This window comes from Pseudomonas sp. LBUM920, from assembly GCF_003852315.1.
In the GTDB taxonomy this organism is placed as follows: domain Bacteria; phylum Pseudomonadota; class Gammaproteobacteria; order Pseudomonadales; family Pseudomonadaceae; genus Aquipseudomonas.
Map to the genome: position 1 here is coordinate 3,522,839 of NZ_CP027762.1, position 18,880 is coordinate 3,541,718.

Below are 18,880 nucleotides of genomic sequence, written 5' to 3' on the forward strand. Positions count from 1 at the left end.
ACGACTCGGCGAGGCGCCAGGCTGGCGCCACAGCGGGAAGATTGAAGGAGGCAATGAGCCCCCTGTAGACGGCAACCGGGACTAACATTCATGCCGGAATGGAATGCTGGTTACTGGTATAGGTCGGCCCGCTTGCGCCGTGCGCTGCAACGCGCAGATTGTCCAGCCAGCTCAACTGCCCTTATCCTCAACGCTCCCCGCCCAACCCGGAGCCGCCATGGACCTTGCCACGCTCGCCCTCTTCCTCCCCGCCTGCTTCGCCCTGAACATGGCGCCAGGCCCGAACAACTTGCTGTCGGTCAGCAACGCCACCCGCTACGGCTATCGCACGTCTTGCCTCGCCGGTGTTGGCCGCTTGCTGGCCTTCGCCGGCATGATCGCCCTCGCCTCGGCGGGCCTGGCGGTGGTGCTGCAAACCTCGGAGTTGTTGTTTTACGCGATCAAGATTCTGGGCGCGGCGTATCTTTTTTATCTGGCGTTTCAGTTGTGGCGAGCTAATCCGCAGGCAGAGCCTGAATCGGCGACGGCCAAGGTGGGTTTGTGGGCGTTGGCGCGTCAGGAGTTTCTGGTGGCAGCGGGCAACCCGAAGGCTATCTTGATCTTCACGGCCTTCCTGCCGCAGTTCGTGGTGCCAGGCCAGCCGATCACGCCACAATTTGCGCTGCTGGGCGCGATGTTCCTGGTGCTGGAATGGATCGCCATCAGCGCCTATGCCTACATGGGCCTGCACATGCGTCGCTGGTTTGCCGAGCCGTGCGGTAAACGGATTTTCAATCGATGCTGCGCGGGGTTGTTGTCGGCAGCGGCGACGGTGCTGTTGATGGCGCGTCGCGCTTGAGGTCGCTGCAAAACAGCGAGTGATGCCATCGCTCGCAAGCGCCGCTACACTGCCCACCTGCACCTCACGAATGGATTCGACATTGCGCCGCTTTGCCCTACCCCTCGCTTTACTTTGCTTTGGCCTGCTGGCCTATTGCTTGGTCGCCTTGGCGATCAGTCTGTGGCGCAGCCCCCACAGCCCCACACTGTTGATTGGCGCCTTCTACGACGAAGGCATCATCGTCGATAAAAACCCGGTCAAGGCCGCAGAGTGGTATTTGCGCGCGGCGGAAAAAGGCGAGACCTTCGCACAGTTCAAAACCGGCTTTTTTTATTTTTTCGGGCGCGGTGTAGCCGTTGATCACCGCAAGGGCCTGGAGTGGATCACGCTATCAGCCGAGGAAGGCAACTCTGAAGCCCAGTTTTTTTTGGGGGATGCAAACTATGGCGGCGTGGAAATGCCGCGCGATAGCGCTCAAGCCGCGGTGTGGTATCGCAAGGCTGCGCAGCAAGGTCATGCCCGCGCCCAGCAACGGCTTGCCGACGCCTATTTCAGAGGCATTGGCGTTGAGCAAAGCGACCGCAAGGCATTCTACTGGGCGCGCAAAGCCAGTGCGCGAGGCGATGCTGAGGGCCAAACGCTGTTGGCGACCTTTTATTTCACGGGCGTAGGCACGCCGAAAAACCCTCAGCAAGGCATCCAGTTGCTGACCCAGGCCGCCCAGTCAGGCAATAGCGAGGCATACGAATGGCTTGGGATGGCCAACCTGAATGGCATCGGCACCCCCAAAGACGTACCCGCCGCCATTGGGTGGTATACCCGCGCTGGTGACGCGGGCCGGGCCAAAGCGCAGTACATGCTTGGCTATCTGTACAGCAGCAGCGGTGCAGTGCCGGCAGACTATCCAACGGCGAACCGATGGCTGCTCAAGGCCGCGACACAAGGGTACGCTTACGCAACAGCGACCCTCGCCGAGCATGTGGATACGGGAAAGGGCTTTGAACCTAACAAGCTCAAGGCATGCGGTCTCGTGCGCGTGGCGCTGAATCAAAAGCTGTCCGAGTACGAGGACGATATACGCGGCCAGCTTGAGCATGAGGAAAAAGCCTTGTCCGCAGAGCAACTGGCCGACGTCGCGGCGCTGGAAGCCCTCTATTCAACCCCGCAAGGGCTTGGGCAATTGCGGGGTGATATAACCAGCGCGCCGTAGACTCACACAAGGGCAAAGTCGATGAGTGCTTTTCAAAAAGGAGAACACGCCATGACCCGAAACCAGCTCGCCGACCTTTACCGAGGGTATATCGACTGCCTCAACCGCCAGGGCTGGGAGCGCCTCGGCGATTTCGTGCACCCGCAGGTGACCTACAACGCCACCCCCGTCGGCCTTGCCGGCTACCGCGCGATGCTGGAGCGGGACTTTCGCGAGATCCCCGACCTGGTGTTCCGCATCCAACTGCTGGTCGCGGACCCGCCCACCGTCGCCAGCCGGTTGAACTTCCACGTCACGCCCACAGGTGAATTTTTCGGCTTGCCGATCAACGGCAAGACGGTGACCTTCGATGAGAACGTATTCTACGAATTCGTCGACGGGAAGATCGCGCACGTCTGGTCCGTGATCGATAAGGCGGCGATCAAACAACAGCTTTAATGGATGGAGCCGCTTGTGGAGAACCCGCTTTTCACCTTTACCACTCAACCCTACCCGCCGCGCCAACGCTTTGAAGTGTGGCGTGAGGAAGTGAATGCGATCTTCGATATCACCATCAGCGAGCCTGAATCCGCAGCCTTCAATTACCGCCTGGCCACCGGTTACCTGGGTTCGTTATTGATGGGCTGCGGTGCCTGGGACGGTGCCGGGGAGCCGGTGCCGTATCGGGTCAAGCGTTCCACACACATGATTCGCCGCGACAGCCTCGACCACTATTACCTCTGCCTCGGCCTGTCTCACACGATTAATGGCACGGCAGGCCGCACCACGCTGGCGGCGGGTAACTCGCAGATCTACATCCTGGACCTGGCCCGTGAACTCGATTGCCTGATCACGGCTGGCGATACCGTGATCCTCACCATTCCTCGCGACTTGCTGGCGCAAAGCCTCGGCTACAAAGACGTGCATGGCCAAGTGCTGCAGGGCGGCTTGAGCGAGCTGCTCGCAGACCATATGCGCGCGTTGCAACAGCGCCTGCCGCGCCTGACACCCGAGGAAATCCCGCACGCCCAACAGGCGACGCTGGCCATGATATCGGCAGCCCTGGCGCCGACAGTGGCCAACCTGCAAACCGCCGAGCAAGCGATCGACCACACCCTGCTCAACCGCGCCCGTCGCTTGATTGAACAGCACCTGCGCAGCCCGGAATTGTCCCCGGCTTTCCTGTGCAAACACCTGGGTATTTCGCGGGCGCAACTGTATCGAGTGTTCAGCCAGGAGTCCGGCGTGGCGGCGTATATCCAGCAGCGCCGGTTGAACCGCGCGCGGGTGATTATCCAGAGTGATTCCGGCGCGCGGCAGCGGGTGTCGGGGCTGGCCTTCCAGTTCGGGTTCAAGAGTGATGCGCACTTCAGCCGCACCTTCAAGCAAGCCTTTGGCTATTCGCCGCGCGAGGCCCGGGAGTTGAGCGTCGCGGCCCAGGCGCCGGAGCGCGTGAGCCGCCACACCGGGTTCTCGTTACGCAACATCCTGGGGCAGATGAACGCGGTCTGAGACACCCAGGCAAGTCATTGAGACGCGGGGACAGGAAGATTTTCTCCGCGTGTTTTTCACCGTTTTATCATTGGCCGACGTTCTAGAGCCCTGACTAAACGGAGAAAATCATGGCCCGTCGTACTGTTATCGCAACGCTTGCCACCGCCCTCTTGCTGACGGGTTGCGCCAATGGCGTCAACGGCCTCAGCAGCTTGAACAACCTGTCATTGCCGGGTATCCAGGGCAAAGCCGGGCCGGATATTTCGCTGTTCGACACCACGTATGTCAGGACGCACATCATTTCTGGCAAGACCACCTCCCAACAGCTCAAAGCCCTGTATGGTGAACCGCAGGATCAGTCGATTTCATCCGACGGCACCGAAACCTGGAACTACGCGCCCTCCACCACCCAGAACGCGTCCATGCGCCACTTGCTCGGGCTGGTCTCCAACCGTATCCCCGGCAATACCTACGACAACGCCCTCGACACCCGGCGCACAGCCATCGACAACCTTGCACCGCAGCAACAGAGCCGCCGCCTGAACATCCACCTCAACAATGGCGTGGTCAGGGACTACAGCATTCTGTAACAGCACCGCCCGGCAGTTCTGCCGGGCTCGCTTCAGCCCTCATCTAAACTCCACGTACCCTTGATACGTGGAGCCCTGAAATGACCCACAAAAATACCCTGTGCCTCTGGTACAACGGCACCGCCCTGGAAGCCGCGACCTTCTATGCCTCGCTCTTTCCGGACAGCGCCGTCAAGGCCGTGCATCACGCCCCAGGCGACTACCCGGCAGGCAAGCAAGGCGACGTGTTGACCGTCGAGTTCACCGTCCTGGGCATTCCATGCCTGGGGCTGAATGGCGGCCCGGCATTCCCACACACAGAGGCGTTCTCCTTCCAGGTGGCGACGGACGATCAAGCCGAAACCGACCGTTATTGGCACGCAATCATCGATAACGGTGGCCAGGCCAGCGCATGCGGCTGGTGCAAGGACAAGTGGGGGCTGTCGTGGCAGATATCTCCGCGCGTGTTGACCGACGCAGTGACCCATCCCGACCCGGTGATCGCCAAGCGCGCCTTTGACGCGATGATGACCATGACCAAAATCGATGTGGCCGCCATTGAGGCTGCAGTGGCCGGGCGCTGACTCGTGTAGCAAACGGGCTTGTCCTGGCGAGCGGGCTTATTGTGGCGAGCGGGCTTGCCCCGCGTTGGAGTGCGAAGCGCTCCCAATTCAAACGCCCCGGTATAACTGACAGATCCCATCAGCAGGTTCTGGGCCTGCTGCGCCGCCCAACGCGGGGCAAGCCCGCTCGCCACACCGGCCCACGTTCTGGCATCCTGCCCCCCCAAAGTCGTCGAATGCGAGCTGCAAGCCCATGAACCACGGCGTCAAACTTGACCCTCGCACGATCCCAGTGCCGCAATCAATCAGCCCTCAAGCCCAGGCCACACTGCAACGCCTGGTCGGGGCTGACGGTGTGCCCCTCAACGCGCTGCACGCGATGCCCGCGCCCGAGGACCATGACGGCTGGCGCCGTCTGCAGGCCGCCGTGGCTCAGAACTACGCCAGCGCCAACGCGGGGCAAGCGGCGTCGCTGCGGGCCAGCCTGCACACCCTCAGGGTTGAAAACGCCAGCGTGCATGTCGCCACACCGGCGTCTGCCACGCCCTTTGCCTACATCGACCTGCACGGCGGCGCGCTGGTGTTCGGCGGCGGCGAAAACTGCCGCCTCGCGGCCGGCAGACAAGCCGATCTGCACGACGTGATCTGTTATGGCGTGGACTACCGCATGCCACCCGACCATCCCTACCCCGCAGCGCTGGACGACTGCCTGGCTGTCTATCGGCACGTTCTCAAGCATCACGCGCCGCAACAGATCGTGATCGGTGGCCGCTCAGCGGGCGGCAACCTTGCGGCGGCCATGGTGTTGCGTGCGCGTGACGAAGGTTTGCCATTGCCCGCTGCGCTGGTGTTGCTGTCGCCGGAAGTCGACCTCACCGAGTCCGGCGACAGCTTCCAGGTCAACCGCACCGTCGACGTGGTGCTGCCCAACCCGTTGATGAACGTCAATCTGTTGTATGCCAACGGTGCGGACTTGTCTCACCCGTACCTGTCACCGCTGTTTGGCGATTTCACCCAGGGTTTCCCGCCAACTTTTCTGCAAAGCGGCACCCGTGATCTGTTTCTGTCCAACACCGTGCGCCTGCACCGCGCCTTGCGCCAGGCGCGGGTAACGGCGCAGTTGCATGTGTTCGAAGCCATGCCGCACGGCGGTTTCATGGGCGCGCCGGAAGACGCGGAGCTGGCCAACGAGGTCGCAGAATTTGTCCGTGAGCAGTTAAAGCGGGGTTGACACATTCCGTCACATCCGCTGAAGATGGAAGCCTTATTCAGGGTGTGTCAGCGCATGTCTGCATCGTCTTTCGTTAACCTTTGTGCCATTGGCTTGATTGCCAAGGCGCAAGGTTGCGTGGCGCACGCCCTCAAATCGAAGAAACAGTCGCTCATGTGACCGGGGCGCGCTGTCCCGTCAGATGAGCTGACAGGACATTGAGCGCGACGGACCTCCCTCCCTTTGCACAATCCCCCTCTGCCCTTCTGACGGTGACTCCAGCGGTCAATCATCAGGAGAAAGTGCATGTCATCGTTTCAAGGTATCTGGGTTCCCGTGGTCACGCCGTTTCACGACGGCGCCATCGACCTCATCGGCCTGCGCCGGTTGGTCAGCCACCTGCTGGAAAAGCACGTCGCCGGCATCATGGTCTGCACCACCACCGGAGAAGCCACGTCACTGAGCCGCGAGGAGCAACTGGCCGTGCTGGATGCGGTGCTGCAACTCATGCCGGCGCAGCGCGTGGTGATGGGCCTGGCAGGCAACAACCAGCGTGAACTGCTGCAGTTCCAGAGCGAAATCCTCAAACGCGCGGTGGCCGGCTTGCTGGTGCCGGCGCCCAGCTATATCCGCCCCTCCCAGGCCGGCCTCGAAGCGTTTTTCCGCACGGTGGCCGACGCCTCCAGTGTGCCGGTCATTCTCTATGACATTCCCTACCGTACCGGCGTGACCTTCGAACAGGCCACTTTGCTGAACATCGTCAAGCACACACGAATCGTCGCGATCAAAGACTGCGGCGGCAACCTGGCGACTACCTTGGCGCTGCTCGCCAGCGGCGACGTGGAGGTGTTGTGTGGCGAGGATCTTCAAATCTTCAACGCGCTGTGCCTGGGCGCCAGTGGTGCGATTGCAGCCTCGGCCCATGTACACACCGAGGACTTTGTGGCGCTGTACCAGCAGGTACGCGACAACCAGCTCAGCGAGGCCAGGGCGACTTTTTTCAGGTTGATGCCCCTGATCAACACCCTGTTCATGGAGCCCAACCCCGCGCCGGTAAAGGCGGCGCTGGCGATGCAAGGCTTGATCGCCAGTGAGCTGCGCGCGCCGATGCAAACAGCCAGCACTGGCGTTATAGAGCGGTTGCAGCAGGTTTCGATGCGCGGCGTTTAAGCGTCAACACGCGCTCATGCGCCAAAAAAAGACATCCAACGGACCGCCCGGTTGCGACCGGCGCGATCCCGGCCTATGTTCCAAGCCATGCTTTGCATTTTTGCTGTCCCTCCCCTACGCCTCTTCCGTACCAGGTGACGACATGCCCACGCTTTCCCGCCCCGCCGTACTCGAATTGATCGGCAACACGCCGCTGGTCAAGGTCAGCCGATTTGATACCGGCCTGTGCACGCTGTTCCTCAAACTTGAATGCCAAAACCCCGGTGGTTCCATCAAAGACCGCATCGGCCTGGCCATGATTGACGCCGCCGAACGCGACGGCCGCCTGCGCCCCGGCGGCACCATCATCGAAGCCACCGCCGGCAACACCGGCCTGGGGCTTGCGCTGGTCGGCCGGGCCAAGGGCTACCGCGTGGTGCTGGTGGTGCCCGACAAGATGTCCACCGAAAAAGTCCTGCACTTGAAGGCCATGGGCGCCGAGGTGCATATCACCCGCTCCGACGTCGGCAAGGGCCATCCCGAGTATTACCAGGACGTGGCTGCGCGCCTGGCCAAGGACATTCCCGGTTCATTTTTTGCCGATCAGTTCAACAACCCGGCCAACCCGCTGGCTCACGAAACCAGCACCGCGCCGGAAATCTGGGCGCAAACCCAGCACGACGTGGATGCGATCGTGGTGGGCGTCGGCTCGGCCGGCACCCTCACCGGCCTGACGCGTTTCTTCAAACGCGTACAGCCGGAATTGGCCATGGTGCTGGCGGATCCGGTGGGTTCGGTGATGGCTGAATACAGCCGCAGCGGCAGGATGGAAACGCCGGGGTCATGGGCCGTGGAAGGCATCGGCGAAGACTTCATCCCCTCTATCGCCGACCTCTCCAGCGTGCGCCACGCCTATTCCATCAGCGATGAAGAAAGCTTCGACCACGCCCGCCAACTGCTCAAGGCCGAAGGCATTCTCGGCGGCTCGTCAACCGGCACCCTGCTCGCTGCTGCGTTGCGTTATTGCCGCGAGCAGACCGAACCCAAACGCGTGGTCACCTTCGTCTGCGACACCGGCACGCGGTACCTGTCCAAGGTTTACAACGACCAATGGATGAACGACGCGGGCCTGCTCCAGTACAAACACTACGGCGACCTGCGCGACCTGATCGCCCGCCGCTTCGAAGACGGCCGCGTGATCAGCGTGAGCCCCGACGATACCCTGCTCACGGCCTTCCAGCGCATGCGCCTGGCCGATGTCTCGCAACTGCCGGTGCTGGTCGAAGGCCGCGAACTGGTTGGCGTGATCGACGAGTCCGACATCCTGCTGGGGTTGCACCATGACGCCGCCGACTTTTCCATGATCGTTGCCAGCGCCATGACCGACACCTTGCAAACCCTGGCCCCGAGTGCCAGCCTGGCCGAACTGCAGGCGGAACTTGATCGCGGCCTGGTTGCCATCATTGCTGACGCTTCAGGTTTTTATGGCCTGATCACCCGCGTCGACCTGCTTAATCACCTACGGAGATCCCTTGCATGAGTCAGCCCGATAAAAGCGCCTTTGCCACCCGCGTGATCCACGCCGGGCAATCACCCGACCCGACCACGGGAGCGCTGATGCCGCCGATCTATGCCAACTCCACGTATCTGCAAGACAGCCCCGGCGTGCACAAGGGCTTTGACTATGGTCGTTCTCACAACCCCACGCGCTTTGCCCTGGAGCGCTGCGTGGCCGACCTTGAAGGCGGCAGCCAGGCGTTTGCCTTTGCCTCCGGGCTGGCGGCGATTTCCACCGTGCTGGAACTGCTCGATGCCGGCGCTCACATCGTCTCCGGCAACGACCTGTACGGCGGCACCTTCCGCCTGTTCGACAAGGTGCGCCAGCGCAGCGCCGGCCACCGTTTCAGCTTTGTCGACTTGAGCGACTTGCAGGCTTTCGAGGCGTCGTTGCAGGACGACACTCGCATGGTCTGGGTCGAGACCCCGAGCAATCCGCTGCTCAGCCTTACTGACCTGAGTGCCATCGCGCAAATCTGCCGCGACCGCGGCATCATCTGCGTAGCCGACAACACCTTTGCCAGCCCATGGATCCAGCGCCCGCTGGAGCTGGGGTTCGACATCGTGGTGCACTCCACCACCAAATACCTCAACGGCCACTCCGACGTGATCGGCGGCATCGCCATTGTCGGCCATAACCCGGAGCTCGCCGAACGCCTGGGCTTCCTGCAGAACTCAGTCGGCGCGATTGCCGGCCCGTTCGATGCATTCCTGACGCTGCGCGGCGTGAAAACCCTGGCTTTGCGCATGGAGCGCCATTGCAGCAATGCCCTGGAGTTGGCCACCTGGCTGGAAAAACAGCCGCAAGTCTCACGGGTTTATTACCCAGGCCTGGCCTCGCATCCCCAGCACGAACTGGCACGCAAGCAGATGCGTGGGTTTGGCGGGATGATTTCGGTGGACTTGAACAGTGACCTGGCCGGCGCCACACGCTTTTTGGAAAACGTGAAGATCTTTGCCTTGGCCGAAAGCCTGGGTGGTGTCGAAAGCCTGATCGAACACCCGGCGATCATGACCCACGCCAGCATCCCGGCAGCAACGCGGGCGCAACTGGGCATTGGCGACGGTTTGGTGCGTTTGTCGGTGGGTGTTGAAGACGTCGAGGACCTGCGGGCCGACCTGGCGCAGGCATTGGCCCTGATCTAACCCAATCGCCCAAACAATTAAGCCTTACCTGTGGGAGCGGGCTTGCTCGCGAGGGCGGTGGGTCAGTCTGTCTATCCAGTGACTGATACGCCGCATTCGCGGGCAAGCCCGCTCCCACAGGGGTTCAGCGTCGGGCTGAAATGATGTTGATTGTCCCCACACTCAAAGGTGGGAGCTGGCTTGCCTGCGAAAGCATCACCTCGGTACACCTGAAACACCGAGGTGTCTGCATCGCGGGCAAGCCCGCTCCCACAGGGGTTCAGCGTCGGGCTGAAATGATGTTGATTGTCCCCACACTCAAAGGTGGGAGCTGGCTTGCCTGCGAAAGCATCACCTCGGTACACCTGAAACACCGAGGTGTCTGCATCGCGGGCAAGCCCGCTCCCACAGGGTTAGCGTCGGGCTCAAATGATGTTGATTGTCCCCACACTCAAAGATGGGAGCTGGCTTGCCTGCGAAAGCATCACCTCGGTACACCTGAAACACAGAGGTGTCTGCATCGCGGGCAAGCCCGCTCCCACAGGGGTTCAGCGTCGGGCTGAAATGATGTTGATTGCCCCACAATCAAAGGTGGGAGCTGGCTTGCCTGCGAAAGCATCAGCTCGGTACACCTGAAACACCGAGGTGTCTGCATCGCGGGCAAGCCCGCTCCCACAGGGGTTTAGCGTCGGGCTGAATGATGTTGATTGTCCCCACACTCAAAGGTGGGAGCTGGCTTGCCTGCGACAGCATCACCTCGGTACACCTGAAACACCGAGGTGTCTGCATCGCGGGCAAGCCCGCTCCCACAGGGGTTTAGCGTCGGGCTGAATGATGTTGATTGTCCCCGCACTCAAAGGTGGGAGCTGGCTTGCCTGCGAAAGCATCACCTCGGTACACCTGAAACACCGAGGTGTCTGCATCGCGGGCAAGCCCGCTCCCACAGGGTTAGCGTCGGGCTGAAATGATGTTGATTGCCCCACACTCAAAGGTGGGAGCTGGCTTGCCTGCGAAAGCATCAGCTCGGTACACCTGAAACACCGAGGTGTCTGCATCGCGGGCAAGCCCGCTCCCACAGGGGTTTACGCGTCAGGCTGAGGTGATATTCGCACGCGCCGCGTGCAGCTTTTTGTAGCTGTCGATCAAGCGCAAATGCCGATCCAGCCCTTCCAGCTTCATGCTGGTCGGCGTCAAGCCATAGAAACTCAGCGTGCCGTTGACCGAGCCGATCACCGCGTCCATGCGCTCATTGCCGAACATGCGGCGGAAGTTGGCCTCGTAATCCGCGAGTTCCAGGTCCTCGTCCAGGTGCATCTCCAACACCGCGTTCACCGCCTGATAGAACAGGCCGCGATCAGCAGTGTTGTCGTTGTACTGCAGGAACATCTCCACGCACTCTTTCGCGTCCTCATATTGCTGCAAGGCGAGGTAGATCAGCAGCTTCAACTCCAGAATGGTCAGTTGGCCCCACGCGGTGTTGTCGTCGAACTCGATGCCGATCAAGGTGGTGATGTCGGTGTAATCGTCCAGCTCGCTTTCCACCAGACGCTCAGCCAGCGCTTTGAGCTCGTCATCGCTGAGGCTGTGCAGGTTGAGGATGTCGGCCCGGAAAAACAGCGCCTTGTTGGTGTTGTCCCAGATCAGGTCATCCACCGGGTAAATTTCCGAGTAGTCCGGCACCAGGATGCGGCAGGCGGTTGCGCCGAGGTGTTCGTACACCGCCATGTAGGACTCTTTGCCCATGCCTTCGAGGATGCCAAACAGGGTCGCGGCTTCCTGGACGTTGGAGTCTTCGCCCTGGCCGGAGAAATCCCACTCAACGAACTCGTAGTCTGACTGGGCACTGAAGAAGCGCCACGAGACCACGCCGCTGGAGTCGATAAAATGCTCGACGAAGTTGTTCGGTTCGGTCACCGCGTGGCCTTCAAAGGTCGGCTGCGGCAGGTCGTTCAAGCCTTCGAAGCTGCGGCCCTGAAGCAATTCGGTGAGGCTGCGTTCCAGCGCCACTTCCAGGCTTGGGTGGGCGCCGAACGAGGCGAATACGCCGCCGGTGCGTGGGTTCATCAAGGTCACGCACATCACCGGGAATTCACCGCCCAGGGACGCGTCCTTGACCAGCACCGGGAAGCCCTGGGCTTCCAGGCCTTGAATACCGGCAAGAATTCCCGGGTATTTGGCGAGCACTTCAGCCGGTACGTCCGGCAGGGCGAATTCGCCTTCGATGATTTCGCGCTTGACCGCGCGCTCGAAAATCTCCGACAGGCACTGCACCTGGGCTTCGGCCAGGGTATTGCCCGCGCTCATGCCGTTGCTGAGGTAGAGGTTTTCGATCAGGTTGGACGGGAAGTACACCACCTCGCCATCGGACTGGCGCACGAACGGCAGCGAAACAATGCCGCGTTCTTCATTGCCCGAGTTGGTGTCATACAGGTGCGAGCCGCGCAGTTCGCCATCGCGGTTGTAGATTTTCAGGCAGTAGGCGTCGAGGATTTCAGGCGGCAGCTCGTCTTTGCTGCCCGGCTGGAACCAGCGCTCATCCGGGTAGTGCACGAACGGCGCGTTGGCCAGTTCCTCACCCCAGAACTGGTCGTTGTAGAAGAAGTTGCAGTTGAGCCGCTCGATGAACTCGCCCAACGCCGACGCCAGTGCGCCCTCTTTGGTCGCGCCCTTGCCGTTGGTGAAGCACATCGGCGACTGAGCATCGCGGATATGCAGCGACCAGACGTTGGGCACGATATTGCGCCACGAGGCGATTTCAATCTTCATGCCCAGCCCCGCGAGGATGCCGGACATGTTGGCGATGGTCTGCTCCAGCGGCAGGTCCTTGCCAGCGATGTAGGTGCCCGTTTCAGAGGCAGCATTAGGCATCAGCAACGCCTGGGCATCGGCGTCGAGGTTGTCCACCTCTTCAATCACAAACTGGGGCCCCGCCTGCACGACTTTCTTGACGGTGCAACGGTCGATGGAGCGCAAAATGCCCTGGCGGTCCTTGTCGGAGATATCCGCCGGCAACTCGACCTGGATCTTGAAGATCTGGTTGTAGCGGTTTTCCGGGTCAACGATGTTGTTTTGCGACAGGCGAATATTTTCGGTGGGGATATTGCGCGTTTCGCAGTACAGCTTCACAAAGTACGCCGCACACAACGCCGACGAAGCCAGGAAGTAATCGAACGGACCCGGGGCCGAACCATCGCCTTTATAGCGAATGGGTTGGTCGGCAATCACCGTGAAGTCATCGAACTTGGCTTCAAGCCGAAGGTTGTCGAGAAAGTTGACCTTAATTTCCATGCGGGCACACCAGAACGAGCTAAACAAATTGGCCGCCATTATGAAGATTTTCGCCGGGAAGTCTCAGGGTTTTCCGAATTGGCTGCCGATCGGTGCCTCTTTGCAACGCGGCGCCAGCTGCTTGCAGCCCTCAGCTGACGTAGCGATGCATCAGGTTACAACGCTCGCGGACTCAAGCGCTGCGCAAGGCTCGTTCGATTAACGATAAGTTCGTCTCGCACATCGGGTCCCCGATAAACCATGGACGTCTCATGGTGTATGTAATCACCCGAACGATCCGCGCTCAGCCAATTGAACGACCCGACACACAGCAATTCTTCGTCGGCCATGACAATCTTGCTATGAACCTTGTTGACCACACGAACCTGCACATCGAGGGATTTCAGAGCAGCTATGGCTTCCTTGAATTCCGCTACTTTGCCTGTATCACCATCGGGCTTACCGCGCTTGATATCCGTATTGAAACGCAAGTCGGTATACACCGTTACTTCAACACCACGCTGCACCGTCCCACCCATAACGTCCAAAGCACCGCTTTCATGCATCCTGTGTAACTTAACCCACGGCGTCACTATCTGGACCTGCTGGCGGGCCATCTCCAAGGTCCGCAACAGGAACCGATCATGTTCGGCAAACTCGTGCAAATGGCTCAATCCGGTACGTGTGGTGAGCAAGTCAACCCGAGGCTGTAAATCAAACTTCAGTTCATTCGCCGCATCACTGAGCAGGTAGAGGGCCAGGCGTCCGCGCGGTTTACTGGCGGGTACCTGGGTGAACAAGTCCATGTCACCGAACACCAGGAAGCTGTCCTTGGCCCGCGAAACTGCAACGTTGAGCATGCTGTCCCTGCGGTCTATAAAAGGACCATCGGCATGTTTGGAGTAAACCGCCGAAAAAATCACCACTGGCCGCTCTGCCCCCTGAAAGGAGTGAACAGTGCCAACGGTGACTTCACCGTCGCCTTTGCCGGTACGGATACCCAACGCTGAGCACGCCTCGATGATCGACTGAGTCTGTGCGCCGAAGGGGGTTATCACACCCAGAATCTCCCACAGTTCCTTCTTGTAGCGCTGTGTGAGTTCCTGTTCGTTAGCCTTGATCCACGCGGCAATCGTCTGCGCTTCGAGCAGGTTGTGACGGCTACCGCCCTGTTTCTGCTGGCATCTGCCATCAATGTGCAGATAGCCGAGCCCAGGCAAGCCACCGTGCGGTTTTGCACCCCGGCGCGGTTCTAACTTGCCCTTGTAGCAAAGGGCATTGCAGTAATCGATGATCGAGTCATAGCAACGACGGTGTTCATACAAGTACATACCGCGGGCGAGGTCGCGATCGTAATGGTAACGGCTGGTCGACTGCGCAATAGCCATGACACTGCCGTTGGCGGCGCTGCGTCCGCTGTCGCAGAAGGCAGCGTAGTCATCATCCACCCTGTCCCGAGACAACAAGCCCGCGCTGATCAGGTTGCCGATGTCGACAGCAGCGGGAATCGACCAAATAGGTTCAATTTGCTGAGTATCGCCAATGATCAGCGCCTGCCTGGCCAATGCGAATGATGGCGCTGCGACCTCGGGCAGGACCTGACCAGCCTCGTCGACGATCAGCAAATCGACAAAATTCAATGCGTAATCATCGACAAAGCCGTTGCCATCGTGGCGCTTGCAGTGCAGTTCTGCTGGCAGCCTGAAAAACGTAGCCACGACGCACGGTGTCAGCTTCATCCAGCGCCGCCAATTCTTCTCCAAGGTCTTGCGACCCTTTTTGCCACGGCTTTTAAGAATGTGTGGCAACTCGTCAGCGACTTCCATCAACCAACGACCTTCCCAGTAATGCGTGGTCAGCAGGAAGATCTCGAAACGCAAGGAGGTATCCGCCCAACTGTCGCAATCATCAAGTGTCACCTGTGCGGCCGCTTTGCCGGCAGCCTTCGGTAATACCGAGATGACACTCTGCCAATTCAACACCTGGCGTTGCTCGCTCTGCATCAACTCGCGGACCTGCGCCCGTTGCGTTTCAAGTGGTTTCAACGCCTGGGCGGCCTCAGCAACAACGCCGGTCAACTGACGTTCGATCGAACTGACATCGGCGGCGGCCTGCAGCGCGGTATCAGCCTCATCAACTCGCAACTTCGCCAGTCGAAGACGTTTAGCCGCGACTGGCCCGAACCAGCTAAACAGCGAGTAGATCAAGGGCTCATGAGCCAGGTAATGCTTGAAATCTTTGAGGCGGGCTTGCGCTTTGGCAAGCTGTTCGGCGTGGTTCGTGAGTTGGGCTTCAAGACGTGCGATCCCCGCCTGTGGATCATCGCCCAGCAGCCGTTGAACAGCGTTGCGGGCAGCCACCAATGTTGCCCACCCTTTCTCGATCTCGGCGAGCTGGTGCTGACGCGTCCGTATCTCTGCCTGAAGCTTACTCACTGTATTCTTGACGGTAGGAACCGGCTCACGTGCAAATGCGATGGCGGCTTTGCCAAGATAAGCTTGCTGCGCTTTATCAAGATAGGCCTGCGACTCAAGTTCCTGGAAAAAGCTTTTGGTTTGGTAAGTGCGGGCCATTTCCGCTTCTGCCGAGGACTTGGGGAAGTAAGCCCCGAAGCTCTTGACGTCGGGTAGCCAGCGTCCCGCAAAAGGGCCGGTGCCCTCTGAGAAATCTTTACCGAAGGCCTTGATGATGTTGGTGACAGCCTGGTTGTTCGTGGAACTGGCGACAATCACTGGCGGCTCATCACCGTCTACTGCAGCCTTGGCCCAGAGCGAGGCAACAACGGACAAGAGCAACGTGGTTTTACCGGTTCCTGGAGGCCCGTTAACGGCCAACACGTCACCCGTCTCGCCGCAAAGCAGGTGCGCCAGGCTATCGCGTTGGGCAGGTGCTAACGCGTATTCGTCACCGGCATGCCCTAGCCGCCTGGCGAACAGGCTATTGGGGGATAAACAAGGTTCGTCTGGTGTGGGTTCACGTTGAGCGAAACGATCGAACAAGGGCGCCGTGGGTTTTGCCTCTCGCAGATAATCATAAAGCGCGACGATATTGCGGCTAAAACCTTCTGCCTTTTGTTCCTTGAAAATAAAGCAATAATTGACCGGATCAAAACCATCATCGACCCCATTCCAACCGTCGCAAACCGTATGGAACATCTTCTTGCAGAACCGTAGATAGCTGATCCACTTTTCTTGATATTGATCGGCACCAAGCTCGCTGCCGGCCGCAGGCAGATCCAGCTGTGGCGCATGTTCTGCTGACAGAAACGAGTCCAGGTCGAACTGAGAACCGATGGTGAAATTATCGCGATCCAATGGATCAAGGATGTCGCGAGGCACCAGCGACTGTGCAGTCGGATAAATGCGCCCATCGCGGGTCACTGATACACGGCATAAAACCGGCGTGATCCACGCGGGCAGACCATTGCGCGCCTTACGGTGTTCCAGGCGCGACTTGTACACAAAGGGGCGCAAGGTGACTTCAACGTGCAGCAATTGGGCCGGTTCGCCCGCAAACAGCAGGCTGACCTGCTCATCGGGTACACAGCCCTTGGCTAACGCGGCAATGGGCAAAACAGTGTAGGTTTTGACTTGGCTCGGCGATAAGGCCCCATTGCCGTTTTCGGCATCGGCCAGTGAATTACGCCAGTAATTTGCGAGCTTGGAAGAATAGTCGTTCATCGTCCTGATTCATGAAGGCCGTCACTCACTGTGACGGTCGGTGGATGGGTAATAGGAGCCGAGAGTAGCGTTTCGACACGCGGATGACTAATCACCACAGGTGTTGAGATAAAAAGTCCAAGGTGCCTGGGCACCGAGGATAAGGCATTATGCCATCCACCTCATCACCAGTGATCTTCCTTGGCCAACTGGCCTGTACCACGCCGATGCACGCCACTGGCCGAGCTCAACCCGGCGTTGAAGGCTGACCACTTACGTCACGCTCAAGTCTTGCGCCTTTGTTCACAAAGCGCAGTCCTGCGCCAACGCCTTGGTCAAATCCGGTATGGGCGCTGATTCGACGCTATGCTGGACCCCGACCCACATTACGCTGGCGCGGCAGTAAAGAGTTTTGCAACGCAGTAATCGAGGCCAGCGTTAGCCTCCTTGACTACCTGGCTGGATTGGATCTGACGCCTTACTTGAACGGAAAAGCCCATGACCCTCACCGACAACCTCCTCGCCTTCACCTTCGCCGCCACTGTGCTGACGCTCACGCCCGGGCTCGACACCGCCTTGGTGCTGCGCACCGCTACGGTAGAAGGCAAGCGTCAGGCGCTGCACGCTGTCCTTGGCATCAACGCCGGTTGCCTGGTGTGGGGCGCGGCCGTGGCTTTTGGGCTGGGCGCGTTGATTGCAGTGTCGGAGGTGGCGTTCAACCTGCTCAAGTACTGCGGCGCCGCTTACCTGGCCTGGTTGGGCGTGAACATGCTGCTGCGCCCGCGCGGTTCACTGTCGTCGGCCAACGCTGACGCCAGGCCCGGCGGCAACTGGTTTTTCAAGGGCATGCTGGGCAATGTGCTGAACCCTAAGGTGGGGATTTTTTACGTGTCGTTCCTTCCGCAGTTCATTCCCCAAGGCCATTCGTTGATTGCCTGGACGTTCGGCCTGGTGAGCATTCACGTGGTGTTGGGGCTGGCGTGGTCGTTGGCGTTGATTGGCGCCACCCGGCCACTGTCCGGCTTCCTGCGCCGAGAAAAGGTCATTCAGTGGATGGACCGCACCACGGGCCTGATCTTTGTTGTATTTGCCGCGCGCCTGGCGTTCAGCAAGCGCTGAGTGCAGGCTGTTTAGCCAACAACAGCCACGCCACCACCACCGACATCGTCACCGCCACGGCGCCTGCCAGGTACACCGACGCTACGTCGGTAGCACCGGCCAAGGCGCCGGCCAGCGGGGTGCTGATCCCTAACGCAATATCGAGGAAGGCCACATAGGCGCCCATGGCCAGCCCGCGCGTTTGCGGGGGCGCACGCTTGATCGCCTCGACACCAAACCCCGGGAACGCCAACGAATAACCGAAGCCGGTCAGCGCTGCGCCCACGTACGCCGTCAGCGGTGAGCCTGCGCCCCAGATCAACAACTGCCCCGCCGCTTCGATCAGTACACAGACCAAGGCGACGACTGCGCCACCGAGCTTGTCCGGCAGGTGCCCGAAGAAGATTCGCGCGCCAATAAATGCAAGGCCAAACGCGGTGAAGGCGAACGACGCGTTGCCCCAGTCCTTGGACGCAAACAGCAGCGCGATAAACGCTGTGATCAGCCCAAAACCGATGCTGGAAAACGCCAGCCCCAGGCCCGGCAACCACACTGTGCCCAGTACTTTGTAAAACGAGGTGCGCCGCTGGCTGGTGGGCGCAACACCCTTGGCCCCCGCGACGATGGCCAGCGCGCACAGCGGCAACAGCAGGGACGCGATGCTGATTCCACTGAACCCCCACTGGCTGTTGAGTGCCACGCCCAACGGTGCACCCAGCGCAAATGCGGCATAGATCGCAATGCCGATCCACGCCATGACCTTGCCGGCGTTTTGCGGCCCGACCAGGCCCATGCCCCAGCCCATCGAGCCGGTGATGATCAGGCTTTCACCCACGGCCAGCACCACGCGCCCGGCGAGCAGAACCCACACCGACAGCGCCGGTGTGTCGACAAACGCCAGCGACGCCAGGTACAGCACACCGGAACTGGCCGCCACCAGCATGCCAATCAACATCGCGCGCTTGGGCCCACGCATGTCGGCAAAATTGCCGGCCCAGGCCCGTGACAGCAACGCGGCCACGAATTGCGCGCCCACCACCACGCCGACCACCAGGGTGCTCATGCCCAAGGTGTGGTTCAGGTGCAGCGCCAGCACCGGCAACTGCAGGCCGATGATCAGGAAGCCGACGAACACCGCCAGGGTGATCGGCAGCATTTTCAGCAAGACAGGTTGAGTCAT

The 18,880-nt window shown here is 60.3% G+C and carries 14 protein-coding genes; 11 read left to right on the forward strand and 3 right to left on the reverse strand.

Annotated elements, in window-relative coordinates; genetic code table 11:
* The first annotated feature begins 217 nt into the window (after positions 1–217).
* The 10 genes from C4J83_RS16430 (at position 218) to C4J83_RS16475 (ending at position 9,697) form a co-directional block, all read left to right on the forward strand.
* Positions 218–838, forward strand: coding sequence for a LysE family translocator (locus C4J83_RS16430; RefSeq protein ID WP_124417630.1), 621 nt, complete (start codon positions 218–220; stop codon positions 836–838).
* Positions 839–908: 70 nt separating this feature from the next.
* Entirely contained in the window at positions 909–2,030 is a 1,122-nt protein-coding gene (locus tag C4J83_RS16435) for an SEL1-like repeat protein (RefSeq protein WP_124417631.1), read from the forward strand.
* A 51-nt stretch (positions 2,031–2,081) separates the two neighbouring features.
* Positions 2,082–2,468 carry an ester cyclase gene (locus C4J83_RS16440; RefSeq protein ID WP_106579041.1) on the forward strand — a complete coding sequence of 129 codons (387 nt, stop codon included), beginning with the start codon at positions 2,082–2,084 and terminating at the stop codon, positions 2,466–2,468.
* 15 nt (positions 2,469–2,483) lie between these two features.
* Positions 2,484–3,521: a helix-turn-helix domain-containing protein gene (locus C4J83_RS16445; RefSeq protein WP_256660603.1), complete on the forward strand. Its 1,038-nt coding sequence runs from the start codon at positions 2,484–2,486 to the stop codon at positions 3,519–3,521.
* 110 nt (positions 3,522–3,631) lie between these two features.
* Positions 3,632–4,093: a hypothetical protein gene (locus C4J83_RS16450; RefSeq protein ID WP_106579039.1), complete on the forward strand. Its 462-nt coding sequence runs from the start codon at positions 3,632–3,634 to the stop codon at positions 4,091–4,093.
* Positions 4,094–4,173: 80 nt separating this feature from the next.
* A complete protein-coding gene (locus C4J83_RS16455; RefSeq protein ID WP_119740095.1) occupies positions 4,174–4,656 on the forward strand; it encodes a VOC family protein in 483 nt (160 codons plus the stop codon).
* 232 nt (positions 4,657–4,888) lie between these two features.
* A complete protein-coding gene (locus tag C4J83_RS16460; RefSeq protein ID WP_124417633.1) occupies positions 4,889–5,866 on the forward strand; it encodes an alpha/beta hydrolase in 978 nt (325 codons plus the stop codon).
* A gap of 285 nt (positions 5,867–6,151) precedes the next feature.
* Positions 6,152–7,015, forward strand: coding sequence for a 4-hydroxy-tetrahydrodipicolinate synthase (dapA, locus tag C4J83_RS16465; protein WP_124417634.1), 864 nt, complete (start codon positions 6,152–6,154; stop codon positions 7,013–7,015).
* Between the two features lie 142 nt (positions 7,016–7,157).
* Complete coding sequence (locus C4J83_RS16470; protein ID WP_119740089.1) at positions 7,158–8,534, forward strand: pyridoxal-phosphate dependent enzyme; 1,377 nt, start codon at positions 7,158–7,160, stop codon at positions 8,532–8,534.
* Complete coding sequence (locus C4J83_RS16475) at positions 8,531–9,697, forward strand: cystathionine gamma-synthase (protein WP_124417635.1); 1,167 nt, start codon at positions 8,531–8,533, stop codon at positions 9,695–9,697. Before C4J83_RS16470 ends, C4J83_RS16475 begins: the two co-directional genes overlap by 4 nt.
* A 1,068-nt stretch (positions 9,698–10,765) precedes the next feature.
* On the opposite strand, the gene C4J83_RS16500 is transcribed toward C4J83_RS16475, so the two are convergent.
* Together C4J83_RS16500 and C4J83_RS16505 are read right to left on the reverse strand one after the other, a co-directional pair.
* Positions 10,766–12,964, reverse strand: coding sequence for an OsmC domain/YcaO domain-containing protein (locus C4J83_RS16500; protein WP_124417636.1), 2,199 nt, complete (start codon positions 12,962–12,964; stop codon positions 10,766–10,768).
* 155 nt (positions 12,965–13,119) lie between these two features.
* Positions 13,120–16,623 (reverse strand): AAA domain-containing protein, encoded by a 3,504-nt coding sequence (locus C4J83_RS16505; RefSeq protein WP_124417637.1) that lies wholly within the window; start codon positions 16,621–16,623, stop codon positions 13,120–13,122.
* A gap of 477 nt (positions 16,624–17,100) precedes the next feature.
* Here C4J83_RS16505 and C4J83_RS16510 point away from each other — a divergent pair, with 477 nt between their 5' ends.
* Positions 17,101–17,721, forward strand: coding sequence for a LysE family translocator (locus C4J83_RS16510; protein WP_124417638.1), 621 nt, complete (start codon positions 17,101–17,103; stop codon positions 17,719–17,721).
* Here C4J83_RS16510 and C4J83_RS16515 read toward each other — a convergent pair.
* Positions 17,708–18,880, reverse strand: a complete 1,173-nt coding sequence (locus C4J83_RS16515; RefSeq protein ID WP_124417639.1) for an arabinose transporter — start codon at positions 18,878–18,880, stop codon at positions 17,708–17,710. The two genes, C4J83_RS16510 and C4J83_RS16515, sit on opposite strands and share 14 nt — an antisense overlap.